12 protein-coding genes and 1 pseudogene are annotated in these 21,601 nt (G+C 67.1%); 7 read left to right on the plus strand and 6 right to left on the minus strand.

The window, feature by feature from the left end; all coding sequences use genetic code 11:
* Nucleotides 1-3: 3 nt before the first annotated feature.
* From GEV05_06990 to GEV05_07010, 5 genes and pseudogenes are all read right to left on the minus strand, one after another.
* A complete protein-coding gene (locus tag GEV05_06990; protein MPZ43130.1) occupies nt 4-1,350 on the minus strand; it encodes an efflux RND transporter periplasmic adaptor subunit in 1,347 nt (448 codons plus the stop codon).
* Nucleotides 1,351-1,549: 199 nt separating this feature from the next.
* Nucleotides 1,550-2,791 carry a PQQ-dependent sugar dehydrogenase gene (locus GEV05_06995; protein MPZ43131.1) on the minus strand — a complete coding sequence of 414 codons (1,242 nt, stop codon included), beginning with the start codon at nt 2,789-2,791 and terminating at the stop codon, nt 1,550-1,552.
* Between the two features lie 350 nt (nt 2,792-3,141).
* Nucleotides 3,142-5,362, minus strand: a pseudogene (locus GEV05_07000) (HAD-IC family P-type ATPase).
* Between the two features lie 9 nt (nt 5,363-5,371).
* Nucleotides 5,372-8,593, minus strand: coding sequence for a beta-phosphoglucomutase family hydrolase (locus GEV05_07005; GenBank protein MPZ43132.1), 3,222 nt, complete (start codon nt 8,591-8,593; stop codon nt 5,372-5,374).
* 16 nt (nt 8,594-8,609) lie between these two features.
* On the minus strand, nt 8,610-9,545 hold the full coding sequence (locus GEV05_07010; protein ID MPZ43133.1) for an aldo/keto reductase: 936 nt from the start codon (nt 9,543-9,545) through the stop codon (nt 8,610-8,612).
* Nucleotides 9,546-9,692: 147 nt separating this feature from the next.
* Between GEV05_07010 and GEV05_07015 the strand changes: the two genes are divergently transcribed.
* The 3 genes from GEV05_07015 to GEV05_07025 are packed head-to-tail and all read left to right on the plus strand — an operon-like array spanning nt 9,693 to nt 12,325.
* Nucleotides 9,693-11,135: a cytochrome ubiquinol oxidase subunit I gene (locus GEV05_07015; GenBank protein MPZ43134.1), complete on the plus strand. Its 1,443-nt coding sequence runs from the start codon at nt 9,693-9,695 to the stop codon at nt 11,133-11,135.
* Nucleotides 11,135-12,139 carry a cytochrome d ubiquinol oxidase subunit II gene (cydB, locus tag GEV05_07020; GenBank protein MPZ43135.1) on the plus strand — a complete coding sequence of 335 codons (1,005 nt, stop codon included), beginning with the start codon at nt 11,135-11,137 and terminating at the stop codon, nt 12,137-12,139. The genes GEV05_07015 and cydB overlap by 1 nt, the downstream gene beginning before the upstream one ends.
* Before the next feature lie 36 nt (nt 12,140-12,175).
* A complete protein-coding gene (locus GEV05_07025; GenBank protein MPZ43136.1) occupies nt 12,176-12,325 on the plus strand; it encodes a DUF2474 family protein in 150 nt (49 codons plus the stop codon).
* Here the strand turns inward: GEV05_07025 and GEV05_07030 are convergent.
* Complete coding sequence (locus tag GEV05_07030; protein ID MPZ43137.1) at nt 12,297-12,974, minus strand: TetR family transcriptional regulator; 678 nt, start codon at nt 12,972-12,974, stop codon at nt 12,297-12,299. The two genes, GEV05_07025 and GEV05_07030, sit on opposite strands and share 29 nt — an antisense overlap.
* Nucleotides 12,975-13,064: 90 nt before the next feature.
* On the opposite strand from GEV05_07030, the gene GEV05_07035 reads away from it, so the two are divergent.
* The 4 genes from GEV05_07035 (at nt 13,065) to GEV05_07050 (ending at nt 21,600) form a co-directional block, all read left to right on the plus strand.
* Nucleotides 13,065-14,273 carry an efflux RND transporter periplasmic adaptor subunit gene (locus GEV05_07035; protein ID MPZ43138.1) on the plus strand — a complete coding sequence of 403 codons (1,209 nt, stop codon included), beginning with the start codon at nt 13,065-13,067 and terminating at the stop codon, nt 14,271-14,273.
* A gap of 201 nt (nt 14,274-14,474) precedes the next feature.
* Entirely contained in the window at nt 14,475-17,615 is a 3,141-nt protein-coding gene (locus GEV05_07040) for a multidrug efflux RND transporter permease subunit (protein ID MPZ43139.1), read from the plus strand.
* Nucleotides 17,612-19,102, plus strand: a complete 1,491-nt coding sequence (locus GEV05_07045) for an efflux transporter outer membrane subunit (protein ID MPZ43140.1) — start codon at nt 17,612-17,614, stop codon at nt 19,100-19,102. The genes GEV05_07040 and GEV05_07045 overlap by 4 nt, the downstream gene beginning before the upstream one ends.
* Nucleotides 19,103-19,407: 305 nt before the next feature.
* Nucleotides 19,408-21,600, plus strand: a complete 2,193-nt coding sequence (locus GEV05_07050; protein MPZ43141.1) for a phospholipase — start codon at nt 19,408-19,410, stop codon at nt 21,598-21,600.
* Nucleotide 21,601: the final 1 nt, after the last annotated feature.

Consider the following 21,601-nt stretch of genomic DNA (forward strand, 5'->3'; position numbering starts at 1 on the left):
CCGCTACCGCTTCCGGTTCGGAGGCTCGGGCGCCCCCTTCTGCGGCGGCGCCGTGCCGGGGGCGGCCGGTTTACCGGCGTCAGCGGCGGGCGCGGGGACGGCCTGGACCGGCACGCCTGGCCGGAGTCTCACCACGCCGTCGACGATCAACCGCTCGCCGGCCTTCAGGCCCTCCACCACGATGATGTTCTCGCCGCGGGTCTGGCCGGTGACGATCGGGCGCAAATCGGCCTTACCGGATTCGGTCAGGACGTAGACGCTCTGCCCGCCGGGACCTTGCAGCATGGCACGCTGCGGGATGAGGATCGCATGGGGCCGAACCGCGCCGCGGATGCGCATGCGCACGAACGCGCCGGGGAGGATTTCGGCGTCGGGATTGGGAAACCGTGCCCTCGCCTGGATGGTGCCGGTCTTCGGGTCGACCGACGTGTCCTGGAAGTCGAGCCGCCCCGTGCGGCCATAGAACTCTCCGGTCTGCCGCTGCAGCTCGACCGTGAACTTCCGCTCCGGAGGCAGTTCGATGCGCCCGGCCGCGATTTCGCTTTGGATCTGCGAGTAGTCCTTGGAGGCGAAGCTGAAAGTCACCCAAAGGGGGTCGACCTGGAAGATGCGCGTGAGCAGCGTTTCCATCGCATTGACCAGGCTGCCTTCGGATACGGCGGCGCGGCTGGTGACGCCGGATATCGGGGCGGCAATCGAGGTGTAGCCGACATCGATCTGGGCAGTCTTGTACTGCGCCCGGGCAGAGAAGAGATTGGCTCGTGCGGATTGCATCGCGGACACCGCGTTGTCGAGCTCCTTCTTGCTGACCGCGTTGTCCGCGTACAGCGGCTGCAGGCGTGCCACGTCCTGCTCGGTTCGCGCCAGCTCGGCCTCGGCCTGACCCACGATGCCGCGGATCTGCTCGAGCGCCGTCTGAAAGGGCAGCGGATCGATGCGGAACAGCGCCGTGCCGCGCTTGACGAAGCTGCCCTCGGTATAGAGGCGCTCGAGCAGGATGCCGGTCACGCGCGGGCGCACCTCGACTTCGCGCGTGCCCTGCGTCTGGCCGATGACTTCCCAGGTTACCGGTAGCGTTTGCGGCTCGACGGTGATCACGGTCACCGGCAAGGGCGCCGCCTGGCCCTTCTGCGCCGCCGCCTTGGGATCTTCCGCGCCGCGATTGCAGCCTGTGCAGATCAGGATCAGCCCGAGACAAACTGCGAATCGCGCTCCGGACCGGGAGGGAGGCCTCCCTGGTGCATGCAACCTGCATCCATGCCCCGCTGTTGGCTTTTCTGGCCGCGACACCGAGCTTCGGCATTTGTCTTCGAAGACATTCGCCACTTCCATGGTGTCGAGCGCCCGCACGGGAGCGCCGGGCCGGTCACTGCGTCGCGCAGGCGTATCACTGCGCGGGTGAGTCCATCGCCCGGACGAAAACGCTGTCGCGTGGGGCAACTCGCGTGCCCGGTTCCTGGAGAGCAGCGGACTCCGGGCTCCGCCGGTTCCTGCAGCGCGGGGCGCTCAAGTCGCCCCGCGGGGTCTGGAGCGCTCCGCCCCACGCGGTTCAGCGACGCGGCACGATCTTCCACAGCTCGCCGTCCGATTCGTCGGTCACCACGTAGAGCGCGCCGTCGGGTCCCTGGCGAACGTCCCGCACGCGCTGGCCGCGCTCGGCCAGCAGATGCTCTTCGCCGCGCACCCGATTGCCTTCGATCACGAGCCGTACCAGGCGGCGCTCCTTGAGCGCGCCGATGAAAAGACTGTCCTTCCAGGCCGGGAACAGGCTGCCCGTGTAGAACTGCGCGCCGGAAGGCGCGATCACCGGGTCCCAGTAATAGCTTGGCTGCTCAAAGCCCGGCCGGTCCGGGACCGAGCCGGTGATCGGCTGTCCGGAATATTCGCGCCCGTAGGCCACTACCGGCCAGCCGTAGTTCTCGCCCTTGACGATGAGGTTGAGCTCGTCGCCACCGCGTGCGCCGTGCTCCACCACCCAGAGCCTGCCCTTCGAATCGAATGCCGCCGCCTGGACATTGCGATGTCCCAGCGACCAGATCTCGGGCAGCGCATCCGGCTTGGCGACGAACGGATTGTCCTTCGGCGCCGAGCCGTCCGGCTGGATGCGCATGACCTTGCCGAGATGGCTGTCGAGCTGCTGGGCATACTTGCGCATCGCCGTGACCGAGCGTTCGCCCGTGGTGACGTAGAGCCTGCCGTCGGGCCCGAATGCAAGCCGCGAGCCGTAGTGCATCGTGCCGTCATAGGTCGGAAGCACGCGGAAGATGACGCCCACCTGCTCCAGGCTGCGGCGGTCCGCGGACAGAACGCCTCGCGCCACACTGGTGCCGTTGCCGCCCTCGCGCGCTTCGGAGAAGCTGAGGTAAATCGTCCGATCGGATTCGAATTGCGGGCTCAAGGCCGCATCGAGCAGACCACCCTGCCCGCGCGCGTCGACCTTCGGCACGCCCGCGATCGGCGCTCCGAGCTCGCCCTCGGCGCTCACGATGCGCAGGCGCCCCGTCTTCTCCGTGACCAGGACGTCACCGCCGGGCAGCGGCTCGACGGCCCAGGGCTGAACCAGTCCCTTGGCCAGCACGACAACCTCGAACGCGACGTTCGACTTCGCTGCGCAGGTGCGTGTCTGACCCACGAAGGCGGGCTTCTGTTCGGAGGCGTTCGCCGGGCGCGTCTCCAGTGATGGACAGGCACCGGGGCGCGCCGGCGCGCCCACAGCCGGCGTCTGCACTGCCGCCTGCGCGGCAAGCAGCAGCACGATCGATACCGATAGCATTCGCATGAGAGTTCGCATGCTCCGAGGTGTGTTCCCTTTTTTCCCTCACCTGCAGTGCGCGCATCGGCATGCAGGCCGATGCCGTTCGGCCGGCGCGAACCATGGTTCGCGAAACACCGGCCTCACCCCCCAGCCCCTCTCCCGGAGGGAGAGGGGAGCTTGCCACTGCGTTCGCATTAGGGTGTGCATGGCTTCGAGCCGGCGTGTTTATCGAGATCTTCAAGCGGATAGCAAACCGAGCTCTGGAACTCCCCTCTCCCCCTGGGAGAGGGGCTGGGGGTGAGGGATGGAACGCACGACTGCCGCAATAAGCGTACCGCCTGACCGGACGGCTGTCTTCCCGCCTTCGACGCGCGCGCGAGAACAATTTACCGTTTCGAGGTCAGCAGCCGCCACACGAGCTTGCGCAACTCGCTCGTCCAAAGCACCAGGCTGCCCATGGCGGCACAGAGCAGCCATTGCTCGAGCGTGAGCGGCACGGTGCCGAACGCGATGTTGAGAAAGCCCACGTTGACCACCGCCACTTGCAGCAGCAGCGAAAGCGCGATGGCGCCCCACAGCCAGTGATTCGCGAACATGCCGTGGAACGCGCTGGCCCGCTCCGAGCGGGCGTTGAAGCAGTTGAACAGCTGCGCAAAAACGAGCACCGTGAAACCCGCGGTGCGTGCATTGTCCAACGTGCGCCCGCCTTCGATGAGTCCGCCGGGCAGGTACATGTCGAGGGTGAGCAGCGTGGCCACCGCCATGACCAGGCCCACCTCCACGACGCCGGCCCACATGCGCCCGTCGATCACGCGCTCGCTGAGCTGGCGCGGCTTGCGCGCCATGACGTCCTCGGTCTCCGGGTCCACGCCCATCGCGGCCGCAGGCGCCGAGTCGGTGATCAGGTTGATCCACAGGATCTGCGTGGCGAGCAGCGGCAGCACCAGCCCGTCGCCGCCGCCGGTCAGCCCGATCACCCCGGCGCCGACCACGCCGAGGAACACCGTCAGCACCTCGCCCATGTTCGACGACAGCAGGTAGCGCAGGAACTTGCGGATGTTGTCGAAGATGCGCCGCCCCTCGCGCACGGCAACCACGATGGTGGCGAAGTTGTCGTCGGCGAGGATCATCTTCGCCGCCTGCTTTGTGACCTCTGTCCCGGTGACACCCATGGCGATGCCGATGTCCGCGGACTTGAGTGCCGGCGCGTCGTTCACGCCATCGCCCGTCATCGCGACGATCTGGCCGTCGGCCTGCAGCGCGTCGACGATGCGCAGCTTGTGCGCCGGCGCAACGCGCGCGTAGACCGAAACCTTGCGCACGGCTTCGCGAAACCGCGTCTCGTCCAGCGCGTCGATCTCGAGCCCGGTGAGCGCACTGGCGCCACGTTCCACGATGCCGAGGTCGGCAGCGATGCGCGCGGCCGTGCGCGGATGGTCGCCCGTGATCATGATGACCCGGATGCCCGCGCGCCGGGCATCGCGGATCGCGACCGCCGCTTCCTCGCGCGGCGGGTCGATGATGCCGACGGTCCCGACGAAGATCAGGTCGCGCTCCAGCGATGGATCGGCTGCCGTTTCCTCGCCCGGCGCGAGTGGCCGGTAGGCGACGGCGAGCGTGCGCAGGGCGTCATCGGTCAGCGCGTCGACGTCAGCCAAAATGTGCTTGCGCGCCGATTCGTCGAGCGCAACGACCTCCATGCCCTGGCGTACACGCGTGCAGCGTTCGAGCAGCACGTCGGGCGCGCCCTTGCTGATCAGCATGCGCTCGTCGCCGTGCTCGTGATCGATGTCGATCGTCGACATCATCTTGCGCTCGGAGGTGAACGGGATCTCGCCCACGCGCTCGAAGCGCTGCGCCCGCCGCTCGGCCACGCCGAGCTTGCGCTCGGCGACCAGGAAGGCGGCCTCGGTCGGGTCGCCCTGGATCTGCCATTCGCCATGCTCGCCCTGGCGCAAGTCGGCATTTCCGGCAAGGCTGCCGCCGCTCAGCACTCATGTTGACGCGATCGCCCAGCGCCACCGGCTCGGGCAAGGTCGCCACGTCCTTGAGCACGGCTTCGCTCTCGCCGGTGAGCGACGCTTCCTGGATGCGCAGCGCCGCGGCCTGAACGAGGCGCGCATCGGCGCCGACCGAGTCGCCCTCGCCGAGCACGAGCAGGTCGCCGCGCACGAGCTCGGCGCTGGGGATGCGCAGGGGATGGCCATCGCGGATGACCGCGGAGGTCACCGCCGTCATCCGGGCGAGCGCTGCGACCGCGCTTTCGGCCCGCGCTTCCTGCACGAAGCCGAGCACCGCGTTGACCACGACGATCAGGGCGATCACCAGCGCATCGATCGGAACGCCCTGTGCGCCTTCGATGAACCACGCGACCAGCGAAATGACGATCGCCGCCAGCAGCAGGTAGATGAGCGGATCGCGCAACTGGCCGACGAGGCGCCGCCAGGCGGGAACCGGCGGCGTCTGACGCAGCTCGTTCGGGCCGTCCTGTGCAAGTCGGCGCGCCGCCTCTGCGGAGCTCAGCCCGCGCTCGAGATCGGTGCCGAGCGCCTGCGGGTCGACGCGGGAGGGATCCGGCCGCGAGTCGGGCTGATCGGACTCCTTCATGGGCGGCCGCTACATGAAAAGCTCACCGGCTGGCGCATCGCCTTCCTCCGGTTTGCTCGAATCGAGTCGGAACACCCGGGTGCCGCCGGCGAACTCGAGCTCCTTGTTGTCGAGCGCCATGCGAATCGGTACAGGGCCGCGCTCGCGCCCGCGCACCGTCAGCGTATCGGCCGTCACGCGCAGGTCGAGCGTGTGGCCGCGATAGCGGATGCGCAGGTCGAACCGCCTGATACCGCGCGCGAGCTTGGGATCGAGCCGCAGCACATTGTTCCTCACCTCGATGCCGGTCGACACGCGCTGCAACAGGTCGACGGTGCCCGCCATGGCGCCCAGATGAATGCCTTCGGCGGTCGTGCCGCCCTGGATGTCGCTCACGTCGCTCTGCAAAGCCTCCGCGAAGTAGCGCGTCGCGCGCAGCCGATCCGAGCGGGCCAGCACCCAGGCATGCACCACGCGCGAAAGCGTCGAGCCGTGCGAGGAGCGGCAGTCGTAGTAGGCGATATTGCGCGGAATCGTCTCGTACTCGAAAGGATAACCCAGCCGCGAAAGCAGCTCGCCGAGCGCTTCCGACGAAAACAGGTAGAACAACATCAACACATCCGGCTGCTTCGCGAGCTTGTAGCGGTTGGCGCTGTCGTTCTCCGCCTCCAGAATCAGGTCCAGGCGCTGGATGTTGCCGTAGCGGGCGCGGTAGCGCTCCCAATCAAGCTCGGCGAGCTTCTCGTAGCCTTCGAACTGGCTGATGATGCCGCCGTCGTGAAACGGAACGAACATCCTGCGGCTGATGTCGTCCCAGCGCGCGAGCTCTTCCGGCGTGAGCGCAAGCTGCGCCATCACCTCGGCGCGGCGCATGTCGGAGAGGTGGTCGAGCACATCGAGCGCGCGGCACAGCACCCACACCGCCATGATGTTGGTATAGGCATTGTTGGACAGGCCCGGCCGCGGGGCGTCGGGGTAACCTTCGTGGAACTCGTCGGGTCCCATCACGCCGTGAATCTCGTAGCGCCCGCGCGCTTCGTTGAAGGTGGCGATACTCGACCAGAAGCGCGCAATCTCGAGGATCAGCTCGGCGCCGTGGAAATGCAGGAACTCGAGGTCGTTGCTCACCTGGTAGTACTGCCACACGTTGAAGGCGATGGCGGCCCCGACGTGGCGCTGCAGGTAGCTGTTGTCGGGCACCCAGCGCTGCGAGCGGTGATTGAGGTTGAGCTCCTGCGTCTCCTCCTGTCCGTCGCTGCCGCTCTGCCACGGAAACATCGCTCCCTCGAAACCCGCGGCCCGCGCGGCCGCGCGCGCCTCGCCCAGGCGCCGGTAGCGGTACATGAGCAGCGAGCGCGTGATCTCCGGGGTGCGGAAGTTGAGAAACGGGAAGATGAACAGCTCGTCCCAGAAGATGTGGCCCTGATAGTGCTCTCCGGTCCACCCGCGCGCGGGGACGCCGATGTCGAGACTGATCGAATTGAGCGAGGTCGCCTGCAGCAGGTGAAGTATGTTGAGCCGCGCCAGCATCGGCACGTTCAGCTCGAAGCGGGCGCCGGCGGGCTGCATGTGCAGGTCGAAGCGCCGCCACAGCTGCCGCCAGGCGTTCGCGTGCGCGGCCGCGAGCGCCTCGAAACGGCTGGCGCGGGCCGTGGCCTTGCACGCCGCGACACCGGGCTCGGAGATGGCGCGGTCGCGCGTGGTGTACAGACACGCGATCTTCTCCAGCGTGAGCGTCTCGCCCTGCGCCAATGTCATTTCGAGTTCCTGGCCGATGTAGCCGGGCTCGTCGACACGCTTTCGGTGCGCGACGATCGGTTTGTCCGCCACGAACGCCTGGGTGCGTGCCGCCACCCCGACGTGCAGATGCGACTGAGTGGTGCGCACCAGCAGGTACACCGAATCGTCGCCGAGCTGCTCCGCGGCGAGGGGCACCAGGTGCCTGTTGTTGAACCGGGAGTAGAGCTTGGCGCCCGCGTTGACCACGCGCCCATCGATTGCCGAGCGTATCGCTGCCTGCCCCGACCAATTCTCCGCCGTCAGCGACAACTCGAGCGCGGCGAGGTGCATGTCCGCCATCGACACCAGACGCCGTTCGGCCAGCGTCGTGCGCCGACCCTTGGCATCGTCGAACTGCACGCGCCGAACCAGGATGCCGCGGCGCAGGTCGAGCTCCTGCCGGTACGCGACGATCTTGACCGATCCCAGATCGAACCATGGCTCATCCGCCAGGCGAAGCTCGAGCGCCAGCCAGTTGGGCAGATTGACCAGGTCCTCGTTCTCGACCACCCGGCCGGCGATGTCGGTTCGCATCCGGTTGTAGCCCCCGGCGAGATAGGTGCCGGGATAATGGGTCCCGTCCGCCGTTACCCAGGGCAATGCACCCCGAGTAGTGAAGTAGCCGTTGCCGAGCGCGCACAACGATTCGCGAATGCCTTCGCACTCCGGGTCGAAGCCTTCGTAGAGGAGCGTCCAGGCATCGGGCGGCTCGGCCGAAACGCGCACCTGGGCGAGATCGGCCACCACGGCGTCTGCGCCCGCATCGTGCAGCGCCTGCGCCTGGCCGTGGCGGTCCACGCCGATCACGCTGCCGAAGCCGCCGGCGCGTCCGGCAGCGACTCCGGCGATCGCATCTTCGACCACGACCGCGCGTGCGTGCTCGACGCGCAGCCGCCGCGCTCCCTCCAGGAATGCGTCCGGTGCGGGCTTTCCCTTCAAGCCCAGGCGCGTCACATCGCCGCCGTCCACGCGAATGTCGAACAGCTGCGCGATGCCCGCCGCCTCCAGCACCGCCGCGCAATTGTTGCTCGACGACACCACCGCGGTCTTCACCTCCTGCGCGCGCAGCGCATGCACCAGCTCGATCGATGAAGGGTAAGTCTGCACACCCTGCTGCTCCAGGCGCGAGGTGAAGTACTGGTCCTTGCGGCTGCCCAGCCCGTGCACGGTGCGCGCATCGGACGAATCGTCGTCCGTGCCGAAAGGAAGCTCGATGCCGCGCGCGGCGAGGAACGATTGCACGCCGTCATAGCGCGGCTTGCCGTCGACATAGCGACGATAATCGGCGTCGATATCGAACGGCGCGAACGTCTGCCCGGTATCACGACCGTAGTCTTCCAGGAACGCGTCGAACAGCTGCTTCCAGGCCGCCGCATGCACACGCGCGGTCTGCGTCAGCACGCCGTCCAGGTCGAACAGGACTGCGTCGTAATCGCGCGGCGACAGCGTGACGGTCTGGCCGGTGCTGCTCACGCGGGTGCGAAGGGTCTCAGTCACTGGCTGCGGTGAGGCGGTCGATTTCTTCCGGCGCCAGCGTGAGCTCGGTCGCGCGCACGAGGCTCTCGAGCTGCTCGATGCTGGTCGCGCTGGCGATCGGCGCGGTCACGCCTTTTCGTGCGATCAGCCAGGCGAGCGCCACTTCGGCCGGTTTGGCTGCGTGTGCCCGCGCCACCTCGTCGAGCGCGGCAAGGATGCGAACGCCGCGTGCATCGAGATGGCGCCGCACGCCCGCGCCGCGCACGCTCAGATTTAGATCGGCGCTCGAGCGATACTTCCCGGAGAGAAATCCGGAAGCCAGACTGTAGTAGGTAATGACTCCTATCCCTTCGGCGATACACAGATCGCGCAGCGCTCCCTCGTAGCCGCTTCGATCGTACAGGTTGTATTCGGGCTGCTGCACTTCGAACCGGGGTAGGCCCTGGCCCGCGGCGACATCGAGCGCCTGACGCAGTTGCGCGGCCGAGTCGTTGGACGAGCCGATCACGCGCACCTTCCCCTGCCGCATGAGCTGCTCGAATGCGCGCAAGGTCTCGTCGATCGGCGTGCGTGGATCGGGCTTGTGGGCGAGGTAGACGTCGATGCGGTCGGTGCGCAAGCGCTTGAGCGATGCTTCCGCCGCCTCGAGCACGCGCTTGCCGGCCAGTCCCTTGTCGGAGCCCGCCTTGGTGATGATGACGACCTGGTCCCTGCGCCGTGGCGAGGCGGCTAGCCATTCGCCGATGATCGTTTCGGACTCGCCGCCCTGATTGCCCGGGACCCAGCGCGAATACACGTCGGCGGTATCGATGGCATCGAGGCCCGCTGCGACGAAGCGATCGAGCAGTGCATGCGAGGTCGCCTTGTCCGCCGTCCAGCCGAAGACGTTGCCGCCGAAAACCAGCGGCGCGATCTCGATGCCGCTGCGGCCGAGAGGTCGTCTGTTCATGACAATTCCTTCCTGCAATTCGATGCGCAACAAGTTTTCGGAGCAGGCACATCGTATGCCCGAGGCCGCGGTTTCATTCCTGCCGATGGATGCTTGCCTTGGGTTTATCATCGATCGCGCGCTTCCTGTAAAGGGTCGGAGTCGATCATGCCGGAGTTCGATGCGCTTCTTTTGGCCCGCATCCAGTTCGCGTTCACGATCTCGTTCCACATCATTTTTCCGGCGCTGACGATCGGGCTGGCGAGCTACCTAGCCGTGCTCGAAGGCCGCTGGCTCGTCACGAAGAACGAGGTCTACCGCGACCTCTATCACTTCTGGCTCAAGATCTTCGCCGTGGCGTTCGGCATGGGGGTCGTGTCGGGCATCGTGATGGCATACCAGTTCGGCACCAACTGGAGCGAATTCTCGCGCGTCGCCGGCGGCATCGTCGGGCCGCTGCTCGCATACGAAGTGCTGACGGCATTCTTTCTCGAAGCGGGATTTCTCGGTGTGATGCTGTTCGGCTGGAACCGGGTCGGTCCGGGGCTGCACTTTCTGGCGACCGTCATGGTGGCGCTGGGATCGGTCGTGTCCGCGTTCTGGATCCTCGCCTCGAACAGCTGGATGCACACGCCGCAGGGCCACGCGATCGTCGACGGCGTGGTCGTTCCGGTCGACTGGCTGCAAGTGATCTTCAATCCTTCGTTCCCGTTCCGGTTCACGCACATGGTGACCGCGGCCTATCTCGCCACGGCGCTCGTCGTCGGCGCAGCCGCGGCCTGGCACCTGCTCAGAGGCGACGACACCGCGCCGGTGCGAAAGATGTTCTCCATGGCGATGTGGATGATCTTCTGCACCGCCCCCATTCAGGCTGTGATCGGCGACTTCCACGGCCTCAACACGCTCGAGCATCAGCCGGCCAAGCTCGCGGCGATCGAGGGCCACTGGCAGAACCGGCCCGGGGAAGGGGTGCCGCTCATCCTCGTCGGCTGGCCGGACATGGCGCGCGAGCAGACACGCTTCGCGCTGGAGGTACCCAATCTGGGAAGTCTCATCCTCACGCACACCTGGGACGGACAATTCCCCGGGCTGAAGGAATTTCCCCCCGAGGATCGTCCCAACTCGACCATCGTGTTCTGGACCTTCCGCGTGATGGTCGGGCTGGGGGTGCTCATGATCACGCTCGGCCTGTGGAGCGTTTGCCTCCGCCGGGGCGGGCGGCTGTATCGCTCACGCGCGTTCCTGCGCTTTGCGACATGGATGGGAAGCGCCGGGCTCGTCGCCATCCTCGCCGGCTGGTTCACCACCGAGATCGGGCGCCAGCCGTGGCTGGTGTACGGCATGATGCGCACGGCCCAGGGTGTATCGGCACACGGCGCCGGTCAGGTCGGCCTGACGCTCGCCTTGTTCGTCATCGTTTATTTCGTCGTGTTTGGCGCCGGGACGATCTACGCGCTCCGGCTCATCCGGCATGGGCCTAAATTGCACGAGGGCGAGACGCCGGTACTGGGCGGGCCGGGCCAGCCGCGTCAGGCCATGCGGCCGCTCTCAGCGGCCGCTGCAGACCCCGATGCGCCATCGTCGCGCGATCCCGGCATGGAGACTACGTGATGGACCTGCTGCCGCTGCTGTGGGCGATCGTCATCCTGTTCGGCATCATGATGTACGTCGTCATGGACGGTTTCGATCTCGGTATCGGAATCCTCTTTCCGTTCTTCCCGGAGAAGGCGGATCGCGACGTGATGATGAATACGGTTGCGCCGATCTGGGACGGTAACGAGACCTGGCTCGTGCTCGGCGGCGCGGGCCTGCTCGCAGCCTTCCCGCTCGCGTACTCGGTGATCCTGAGCGCGTTCTATCTGCCGCTCATCCTCATGCTGATCGGATTGATCTTCCGCGGCGTGGCGTTCGAGTTCCGCTTCAAGGCCCGGCCCGGCCGGCGGCGCGCATGGGACAAGTCGTTCGCCGCCGGCTCGTTCGTCGCCGCCTTCTTCCAGGGCGTCACGCTGGGCGGCTTCGTGCAGGGCGTGCCGGTGCGCGACAACGCCTATGCCGGCGGGGCGTTCGACTGGATCACGCCTTTCGCGGTGTTCAGCGGATTCGGCCTGTGCGTGGCGTACGCGCTGCTGGGCGCGACCTGGCTCGTGATGAAGACCGAAGGGCCGCTGCAGGCGCAGATGCGATCGATCGCGCGCTATCTCGTTTGGGCGCTGCTCGCGTTCATCGGCGGCATCAGCATCTGGACCCCGCTCATCGAGGCATCGATCGCCCAGCGCTGGTTCGCCTTTCCCAACCTGTTGTGGCTCTCGCCCGTGCCGCTGCTGGTGGCGGCGACGACCTGGCTGCTGCTGCGCGAGCTGCGGCGCGACGCGCACGCCAGCCCGTTCGTGCTCACGCTCGGCATGATCTTTCTCGGCTACCTCGGGCTCGGCATCAGCATCTGGCCGAACGTGATTCCCTACCAGGTCTCGATCTGGGATGCGGCCGGGCCGCGGCTCAGCATGGGCTTCGCCCTGATCGGCACCTTGTTCATCGTTCCGATCATCCTCTTCTACACCGCCTGGAGTTATTGGGTGTTCCGCGGCAAGGTGCGCCCCGGCGAGGGCTATCACTAAATGGTCACTAAATGGGGACGCACACAATTTCTTGCGATGCGAAAAAAAGTGTGCGTCCCCATTTCCCCGATCTGGCGGCAACGCGTCGCCTGGCTCGTCGGGCTGTGGCTCGCCGGGGTGGCAGTGCTCGGCCTGATCGCCTTGCTGCTGCGGATTGTCATGCGCCTTGCCGGGCTGTCTTCCTGAGCGCCGAAGCCGCGCGCTTGTCCGGCCGAGCCGCGGCGCGGCGCCCTTTAACGTGCGCGGCGATGAGCAGCCGCGCCGCCCTGCGCATGCCGAGTTGGCCGTGCTCGTCGAGCAGCCACAGGCGCAGCAGCCCGGCCAGGAACACGAGCGTATCGAGCGCAGCGAGCCGAGGCCTCAAGCCGTTCAAGCCCGCACCCTGGCGCTGGGCCTGGCGGTAAACGCGCGTGAGCGCATTGCACAGCCTGCGGTTCTTGCGCACGTATTCTTCCAGCTCGGAGGCGAGCTCGCCGACGTACTCGCAGCGAAACGACATGACCGCGAATACCAGGCGCGTGTGCTCGTCCTTCGCCACGGCATCGAGCAGGTCGCGCAGGAACCGATCGATCCGCTCGAGCGGCTCGGCGGCGGCAGCGTCGAGCAGGGTGAAATCGCTCTGATCGACCAGCGGCAGGGAGACATCTTCGCGGATCGCGCGCAGCAGTGCCTGCTTGCCGGAGAAATGCCAGTAGATCGCGCCGCGCGTTACGCGGGCCGCGCGCGCCACCTGCTCCAGCGTCGTGCGCGCGATGCCGCGCCGGTGAAAGGTGCGCAGCGCCGCCTGCATGATCCGGCGGCGGGTCTGCTCCGCCTCTTCCTTGGTTCGACGCATGCTGCTGGTGATCCTGTACCGATGGAAATTTACCTACATTCGAGATTGTATATAATGCCCCGCTTGTCGGTCCATACCCACCTTTCAACGATGAAGCATCGCGAGTCCCGCTGCATGCATGCCGTTACGACCCCAACCCGCTTGCTGGCAGCCTGCGCCTTGGCTTTCGCGCTCGCCGGCTGCCAGAAGGAGCAGGAACCTGCTGCCGCCAACGCGGCCGCGGCCAATTCGCCGCCGCTGCAGGTGTCGGTGAAGCGGGTCGAGCGCGGGCGCGTGCCGATCGCCCTGGAAGCGGTCGGCCAGGCCGAGGGCTCGCGCGAGGTCGAGATTCGCGCGCGCGTCGCTGGCATCCTGGAAAAGCGCCTCTACGCCGAAGGCCAGCCGGTGAAAGCGGGGCAGACGCTGTTCGTCATCGATCGCGCGCAATACGAGATCGCGCTCGCACAGGCGCAAGCGGCCCTAGCGCTCGAGCGCGCGCGGCAGGAGCAGGCCCGGCGCGAGGCGGATCGTCTGAAGTCGCTTGCCGACAATCGCGCCATCAGCCAGCGCGAGTACGACGACGCGGTGTCGACCCTCAAGCAATCCACCGCCGCGATCGAAGGCGCGCAGGCCCGCATCGCCGAGGTCAAGCTCAATCTTTCCTATACCAACGTGACCGCACCGATCCGCGGCATCACCAACCGCGCGGTGCGCTCCGAAGGCAGTCTCGTGGCGGCGAATACCGATCTGCTCACCACCATCACCCAGGTCGATCCGATCTGGGTGCGATTCTCGTTGGCGGCAGCCGACTTCGAGCGCATCCGCGGCCACCAACGGCGCGCGCAGGTGCACCTGCTCGATCGGCAAGGCGCGGTGGTCGCCAGCAACGGACGGCTCAATTTTGCCGCCTCCAGCGTCGATCCCAAGCTCGGCACGGTGCAACTGCGCGCGGAATTCCGCAATGCCGACCGGCGCTGGCTGCCCGGCCAGTTCGTCCCGGTGCGGATCCTCGCAGGCGAGCAGGAAGCGTTTCTCGTACCGCAGGCCGCGGTGGTGCAAAACGAGCAGACGAAGATGGTCTGGGTGATCGGCCCTGAAGGCAAGGCGACAACCAAACCGATCGACACCGGCAACTGGCTCGGCGCCGACTGGATCGTGACCGGGGGTCTTGAGCCCGGCGATGCCGTCATCGTCGACAATCTGATCAAACTGCGCCCGGGAATACCGGTCCAGGCACGCGCCGCCGATGCAACCGCGCCGGCCGGCGCACCGGCTGCAACGCCTGCCGAAAAATCGTCCGAAGGCGCGGGCGCGCGCTAGCGAGCTTCCGCAAAATGACTGGCCGCTCGCTCCCTCACTTGCAGTGCGCGCATCGGCATGCAGGCCGATGCCGTTCGGCCGGCGCGGACCATGGTCCGCGAATTCCCGGCCTCACCCCCCAACCCCTCTCCCGAAGGGAGAGGGGAGCGTATTGCGGAAAGCGGCGTGTCAGCCACTTTCCGGATCGTCAATAGGACGCTCATGGGCAATTTCTCGCGCTTCTTCATCGAGCGGCCGATCTTCGCCAGCGTCATCGCGATCATCATTACGCTCGCGGGCGTGGTTGCGTCGCAGGTGCTTCCGGTCGCGCAGTATCCCGAGATCGCACCACCCACCGTCACCATCAGCGCCACGTATCCCGGCGCGAGCGCCGAGACGCTCGCCAAGACCGTCGCCGCGCCCATCGAGGAGCAGCTTTCGGGTGTGGAAAACATGGTCTACTTTACCTCGAGCGCCGCGGCCGATGGCACCATCAGCATCACTGCGACCTTCGAGGTCGGCACCGATGTCGACAAGGCGGTGTTCCAGCTGAACAACCGCGTCGAAGTGGCGCTGCCCCGTCTGCCCGAGGAAGTGCGCCGCAACGGCGTAGTCGTGCGCAAGCGCTCGAACGACATCCTGCTCGTGGTAGGGATGCTCTCGCCCAGCGGGGAGCGAGAAGCGGTCTATCTCGCCGATTATGCCACCGTCAACCTCATCGACGAGCTCAAACGCGTTCCCGGCGTGGGCGATGTGAACCTGTTCGGCTCCGGCTACGCGATGCGCATCTGGCTGCAGCCCGACAGAATGGCGCGCCTCGGCGTCACGCCGACCGACATCGCCAATGCCATCCGCGCCCAGAATCAGCAGTACGCCGCCGGCACGATCGGCGCCGAGCCCGCGCCGCCGGGCCAGGCGATCACGTATACCGTCACGGCGCGTGGCCGCCTGGTGCGGGCGGAAGAGTTCGCCAACATCGTGGTGCGCGCCGGAGGTCCCGCCGGCGTGCTGCGCATCAAGGATGTCGCACGCGTCGAGCTCGGCGCACGGACTTACGATACCGCCACCACCGTCGACGGCAAGCCGGCGGCGGGCATGGCGGTATACCTGCAGACGGGTGCGAATGCGCTCGAGGTCTCCGCCGCGGTCAAGGCGCGCATGCGCGAGCTCAGTACTGCATTCCCGACAGGCGTCGACTATCTCATTCCGTTCGACACCACGCGCGTGGTCGAGGCGTCCATCAACGAGGTGGTCGTGACGCTGGCCGAGGCGGCCGTCCTGGTGCTGCTGGTAGTCTTCATCTTCCTGCAGAGCTGGCGCGCGACCCTCATCCCGATGATCGCGGTTCCGGTATCGCTCATCGGCACCTTCGCCGGGCTGTACATGCTCGGCTTTTCGATCAATACGCTGACGCTGTTCGCGATGGTCCTCGCCGTCGGGATCGTGGTCGATGACGCCATCGTGGTGCTGGAGAACGTCGAGCGGCTCATGCGCGAGCAGCAGATGCCGGCCAAGCGTGCTGCAATAGAATCCATGCACGAAGTATCGGGTGCGGTGCTCGCCATCGTGCTCGTGCTCGCCGCGGTGTTCATCCCGGTGGCGTTTCTCGGCGGCATTGCCGGTCAGCTGTACAAGCAGTTTGCCGTGACCGTCGCGATCGCGGTGGGACTTTCGGGCCTGACAGCGCTCACCCTCACCCCGGCGCTGTGCGCGCTGCTGCTCAAGGCGGGACACCACGAATCGCGTCTGTTCCACCCGTTCAACGCGGGTTTCGCCAAGCTGACGGCGCTCTTTCTCTGGTTCGTGAACGCCGCGCTGCGGCACCGCCTGCTGGCCGGGCTCGCTTTCGCGGGTTTCGTGGCGGCGGCTGTGCTGCTCTTCGCGCGCGTTCCGGGAAGCTTCGTTCCGCCCGAGGATCAGGGCTACCTGATCAGCGCAATCAATCTTCCCGACGGCGCAACCTTGCAGCGCACGGCGGCGACCGGCGCGCGGCTGCAGCAGGAGCTTGCCAAGGAGCCGGCGGTCGATCACATCTTCGTCGTGCCGGGACGCGGCTTCATCGGCGGAGGCAACAAACCGAACACGGGCACGAGCTTCATCCTGCTCAAGGACTGGGACGAGCGCGAGAAGACCGCGCCGCAGCTCGCCGCCGATATCACGCAGATGGGACGCACATTCTCCGATGGCATGGTGCTCGGCTTCAATCCGCCGGCGATCCGGGGTCTGGGCACGGCCGGCGGGCTCGAGCTCTATGTGCAGTCGCGCGCAGGATCGGACGCGCGCGCACTTGCGCAGGTCGTGCAATCGTTCACCGCAGCGCTCTCCGAGCACCCGCAGCTGCAGAACATCAATACGTTCTATCGCCCCAGCGTGCCGCAGTTGCTCGTCGAGGTGAATCTCGAACAGGCGATGGCGCTCGGCGTTCCGGTGAACGACGTGTTCGATGCGCTTACCAGCACGATGGGCACGCTGTACGTGAACGATTTCAACATGTCCGGGCGCACGTACCGGGTGCAGTTGCAGGCCGATGCCCCGTATCGCGCGCAGCCCGACGATCTCGGCCGCGTCCACGTCCGATCGGAAACGACCGGGGAGATGATTCCGTTGAAGGCCTTTCTGCATACGACCGACGTCGTCGGCCCCGAGCAGGTCGAGCGCTACAACGGCTTCCTGGCGGCCAAGGTGCTCGGCGCGGGAAAGCCGGGCGTGAGCTCCGGCGAGGCGATCGCGGCCGTGGAGCAAGTGGCGGCGCAAGTGCTGCCCGCCGGTTACACGATGGAATGGACCGCGCAGGCCTACCAGGAAAAGCGCACGGGCGCGGCATCGATCTTTGCCTTCGGCTTTGCCATCGTCATGGTGTACCTCATCCTCGCGGCACTGTACGAGCGCTGGCGGCTGCCGGCGGCGGTGGTGCTCGCCGTTCCGTTCGCCGTCCTGGGTGCGCTCTCGCTGGTCTGGCTGCGCGGCATGGAGAACGACATCTATTTCCAGATCGGCCTGGTGGTGCTGATCGGGCTGGCGGCGAAGAACGCCATCCTGATCGTGGAATTCGCGCAGCAGGGGCTGCTCGCCGGCATGGCGCCCGTCGAGGCCGCCGTGCAGGCTGCGCGGCTGCGCTTCCGGCCGATCGTGATGACCTCGATCGCATTCGTCTTCGGCGTGCTGCCGCTTGCGATCGCCAGCGGCGCCGGCGCGGCGGCGCGCCGCTCGATGGGCACCGGCGTCGTCGGCGGCATGCTGGTCGCAACCTTCGTCGCGACCATCTTCGTGCCGCTTTTCTTCACCGTGTTCGCGCGCCGGCGCAAGATGGGCGAAGCGCCGGACAGCGAGTCCGCGCCGCAGGCGCTGCAGGAGCCGCGATGATTCGGTTGCATCGGCTCGGTCCGCATTGGTTCGCTCCGCGCCGGCTCGCTCCGCAATGGCTCGCTCCGCAACGGCTCGCTCCGCAATGGTTCGTTTCTTTGGTCGCCTTGCTCGCGGGCTGCACCATGCTCGGCCCGGATTTCCAGCGTCCACAAGTCGCCCTGCCCGATCGCTACGCCGAGGCCTCCGAAGCCGGCGGCACGCTGACGAGCGTCCCCTCCAACTGGTGGCGCTTGTACGAGGAGCCTGAGCTCGATCGGCTGGTCGACGCAGGGCTCGTGCGCAACACCGATGTGCGTCTGGCCAGCGCGCGCATCGAGGAAGCCGCCGCGGTGCTGCGCGAAGCCCAGGCCACGCTGCTGCCGCTGATCGAGGGCAACGTCGATGCCGGCCGTGCGCGCACCAGCCAGCGCACCGGCGCCGCGTCCGGCTCCGGCGGATCGAGCGCCGGGCCCGCAGTGCGAAACAATTTCCGCATTGCCGCCACGAGCTCCTTCGAGTTGGACTTCTGGGGCCGCCTGCGCCGTTTGCGCGAATCGGCCGGCGCCGATTTCCTCGCCAGCCGTTACGGCCGTGATGCTGTCATGCAAGCGTTGAGCGCGGCGATCGCGCAAACGTACTTCACCGTCCGCTCGCTCGATGCGCAACTGGTCGTGTCGAACGAGACGCTGGCGGTAGCGGACGATTCGGTCGAGATCGCTCGCGCGCGCGCGCAAGCCGGCCTGGTGTCGGACCTCGATGTGTACCAGGCGCAGGGCAATCAGGCGCAGGTCGCGGCCCAGATCAAGGATCTGCGCCGCTTGCGCGCTGCCGCCGTGCATCAGCTCGGCGTGCTGACCGGCAAGCTCGATCTGCAACCCGAGCGCAGCGACATGCGCACCCTGCCCTCGCCGCCGTTGCCGCCGGCGGGGTTACCCGCGGCGCTGCTCGAGCGCCGTCCCGATGTCCGCCAGGCGGAGGCCGTATTCGCCGCGGCAAACGCACAGATCGGTGTCGCGCGCGCGGCGCAGTTTCCGACCTTGAGCCTCACCGCCTCGCTCGGCGTGCAGAGCGCCGAGCTGGGGAATCTGCTCACGGCCAGCGCCGGCATCTGGTCCTTCGGCCTGGGAGCGGTCGGACCGATCTTCGATGCCGGCCGTTATGCCGCGCGCACGCAGCAGGCCGAAGCGCGCGCCCGACAAGCCGCAATCCTGTACGAGCAGACGGTGGAGAACGCGTTTCGCGAGGTGAGCGATGCGCTCTCCAACGTGCGTCTGGCGGCCGACGCCGAGCAGGATCTCGCCGCCCGCGTGACGCAGGCGCGCAATGCACTACGGCTCGCCACGATGCGCTACGAGGCTGGCTATTCGGCCTATCTGGAAGTTCTGGACGCGCAGCGCACGGTGAACGAAGCGCAGCTCGCCGCAGCGCGCAACCGCCAGATCTTTCTGGGCTTCACGGTGGATCTCATGAGCGCCCTCGGCGGAGGCTGGACGCCGTACCATTGACGCAAGCGGCTGCCAAGCCGCTGAGGGCGCCACACCCCCTTCCCGGGCACGTGCCCGCTTGCGGGCACGCGACGCTCCCCTACCAGGAACCTTCCCACCTGGCGGGCATGCGACGCTCCCCACCCACCGGGCCCAGAACCGCGCCGGCGCGGGCGGCACTGCGCAACTTGCCATCGATCCTGGCTCGATGCCAGCTGACGGGCCCGGTTGGTGCTCCCCGGTTGGTGCTCATAGGCAGGCTCGAACGCGATACCCGGCTATAAAACACACAATCGCGCGCCTTGCACGCACATCCGACCCAAGTCATGGATACTTCGGCAGCCGAATCTTCCGCCCTGTTCACGCCGGGCCGTAACTGCGCGCATGTCGCGCGCGCCGCCCGCGCGACCCCGCTGGTGGACGCCGAATCGTACTTCAGCGCCTTCGCCCGCGCCGCCGAGCATGCGCACGATTCGATCATCATATTGGCGTGGGATTTCGACAGCCGCACGCCGCTCGATTTCGATGGGGCCGGGCCTCAGCCGGCGGTGCTGCTCGGGGATCTTCTGAACGACCTGGTCCGCCGCAGGCCGCGGCTGCGCATCTATGTGTTGATCTGGGACTATCCCATGATCTTCGGCACCGACCGCGAGACTCGGCCGATCTACGGCCTGGGCTGGAAGCCACGCCGGCGCGTGCACTTGCGTTACGACAATACGCACCTCGCCGGCGGTTCGCATCATCAGAAGATCGTGGTGATCGACGACACCGTGGCGTTCTGCGGCGGGCTCGATCTCACCACCAAGCGCTGGGATACCTGCCGGCACGAGGCGAACGATCCGCGGCGCAATGTGGAAGGTTCCCCCTACCCGCCATTCCACGATGCCATGATCGCGGTGGATGGCGAAGCGGCGCGGGCACTGGGGCGCGTGGCTCGCGACCGCTGGCACAAGGCGACCCGATACGTCATTCCAGCGGCACAGTCCGATCGCGATGCCTGGCCCGAAGGCCTCGAGTCAGTGTTTCGGGACGTCGATGTCGCGATCTCGCGCACCATCCCGAAGTCCGATGCTGCCGAGGGCGTGCGCGAAGTCGAAGCGCTGTACGTGGATATGATTCGTGCCGCCAAGCACTACGTCTACCTCGAGAATCAGTACTTCACCTCGGATACGATCCGAGCCGCGCTGAGCGAACGCCTGGCCGAGCCCGATCCGCCCGAGATCGCCGTCGTCACGCGGCGCCTGAGCCATGGCTGGCTGGAAGAAGCGACCATGACGGCACTGCGCATCCACCTCGTCAAATCGCTGCGCGAGGCCGACAAGGCGGGATGCTTCGAGGCCTATTACCCGCACACGCCCGGCTTGCAGGAGGCCACCTGCATCGATGTGCACTCGAAGATCGCGATCACGGACGATCGCTGGCTTCGCATCGGTTCGGCGAACCTGTCGAATCGCTCGATGGGCGTGGATACCGAATGCGACCTCACGGTCGACGCCGGCGCCGATCCGGAAAAGACAGCTGCCGTCCGTGGCTTTCGCGATACGCTGTTGAGCGAGCATCTGGGCGTGAGTCCGCAGCAACTGCGTGTCGAGCTCGAAGCGCAGGGTTCGATGCACGCGGCGATTCGACGGCTGCAATGCGAGCAGCGCACGCTGCGCCGGCTGGAGGACGACGACGAGCCGGCAGGCACCGCCGCGCTTGCGGCCGTGGCCGATCCCGAGCAGCCGGTATCGCTCGATCGGCTGATCGAGCTCTTCTCGCCCGATACGCAGAAGCGCCGTTCCGGGCCGCAGTGGAGCAGGATCGTCCCGTTCGCCCTCCTGCTGCTCGCCTTGTTCCTGGCCTGGCGCTATACGCCGCTCGCCGACTGGTTCACCGCCGAGCGCGTCATGGGATGGGCGCGGGCCTCGGCGGGCGTGAGCTGGTCGCCGATCGTGGTGATCCTCGCCTACGTTCCCGTCGCCTTCACGATGTTTCCACGCCCGCTGCTCACCCTGTTCGCGGTGGTGGCCTATGGACCGGCCATGGGATTTGCCGTCGGTATGGCCGGGCTCGTCCTGTCGGGCGCAGTGGCCTATGGCACCGGACGCGCCGTATCGCGCGATACCGTGCGCCGCATTGCGGGCAAGCGGCTCAATCGCACCAGCGAGGTGTTGCGAAGGCGCGGATTGACCGCGTCCATCGCGGTCAGCATCGCGCCGGTCGCGCCGTTCGTGGTCGTCGGTGTCGTGTCGGGCGCGGTTCGCCTGCGGGCGTGGCAATACCTTCTCGGCATTGTGATCGGCAACATCCCGGGCTTGCTCGTGACCACCTTTTTCGGCAACCAGATCGCTGCGGCGCTGGAAGATCCTTCGCGCATCAACTACTGGCTGGTGGCAGCAGCGATCCTGGTGATGATCGCGCTCGCCGTGGTGGTGCGCCGCTGGGTACAGCGCGTGGAAGCCGAAGACAGGCAGGCGCGCGGTAATTCGGACGCCCGGCGCCTGCCTGCGGGGACTGCCGCCGCTTCGGCGGGTTAGG

Source organism: Betaproteobacteria bacterium, from assembly GCA_009377585.1.
GTDB lineage: Bacteria > Pseudomonadota > Gammaproteobacteria > Burkholderiales > WYBJ01 > WYBJ01.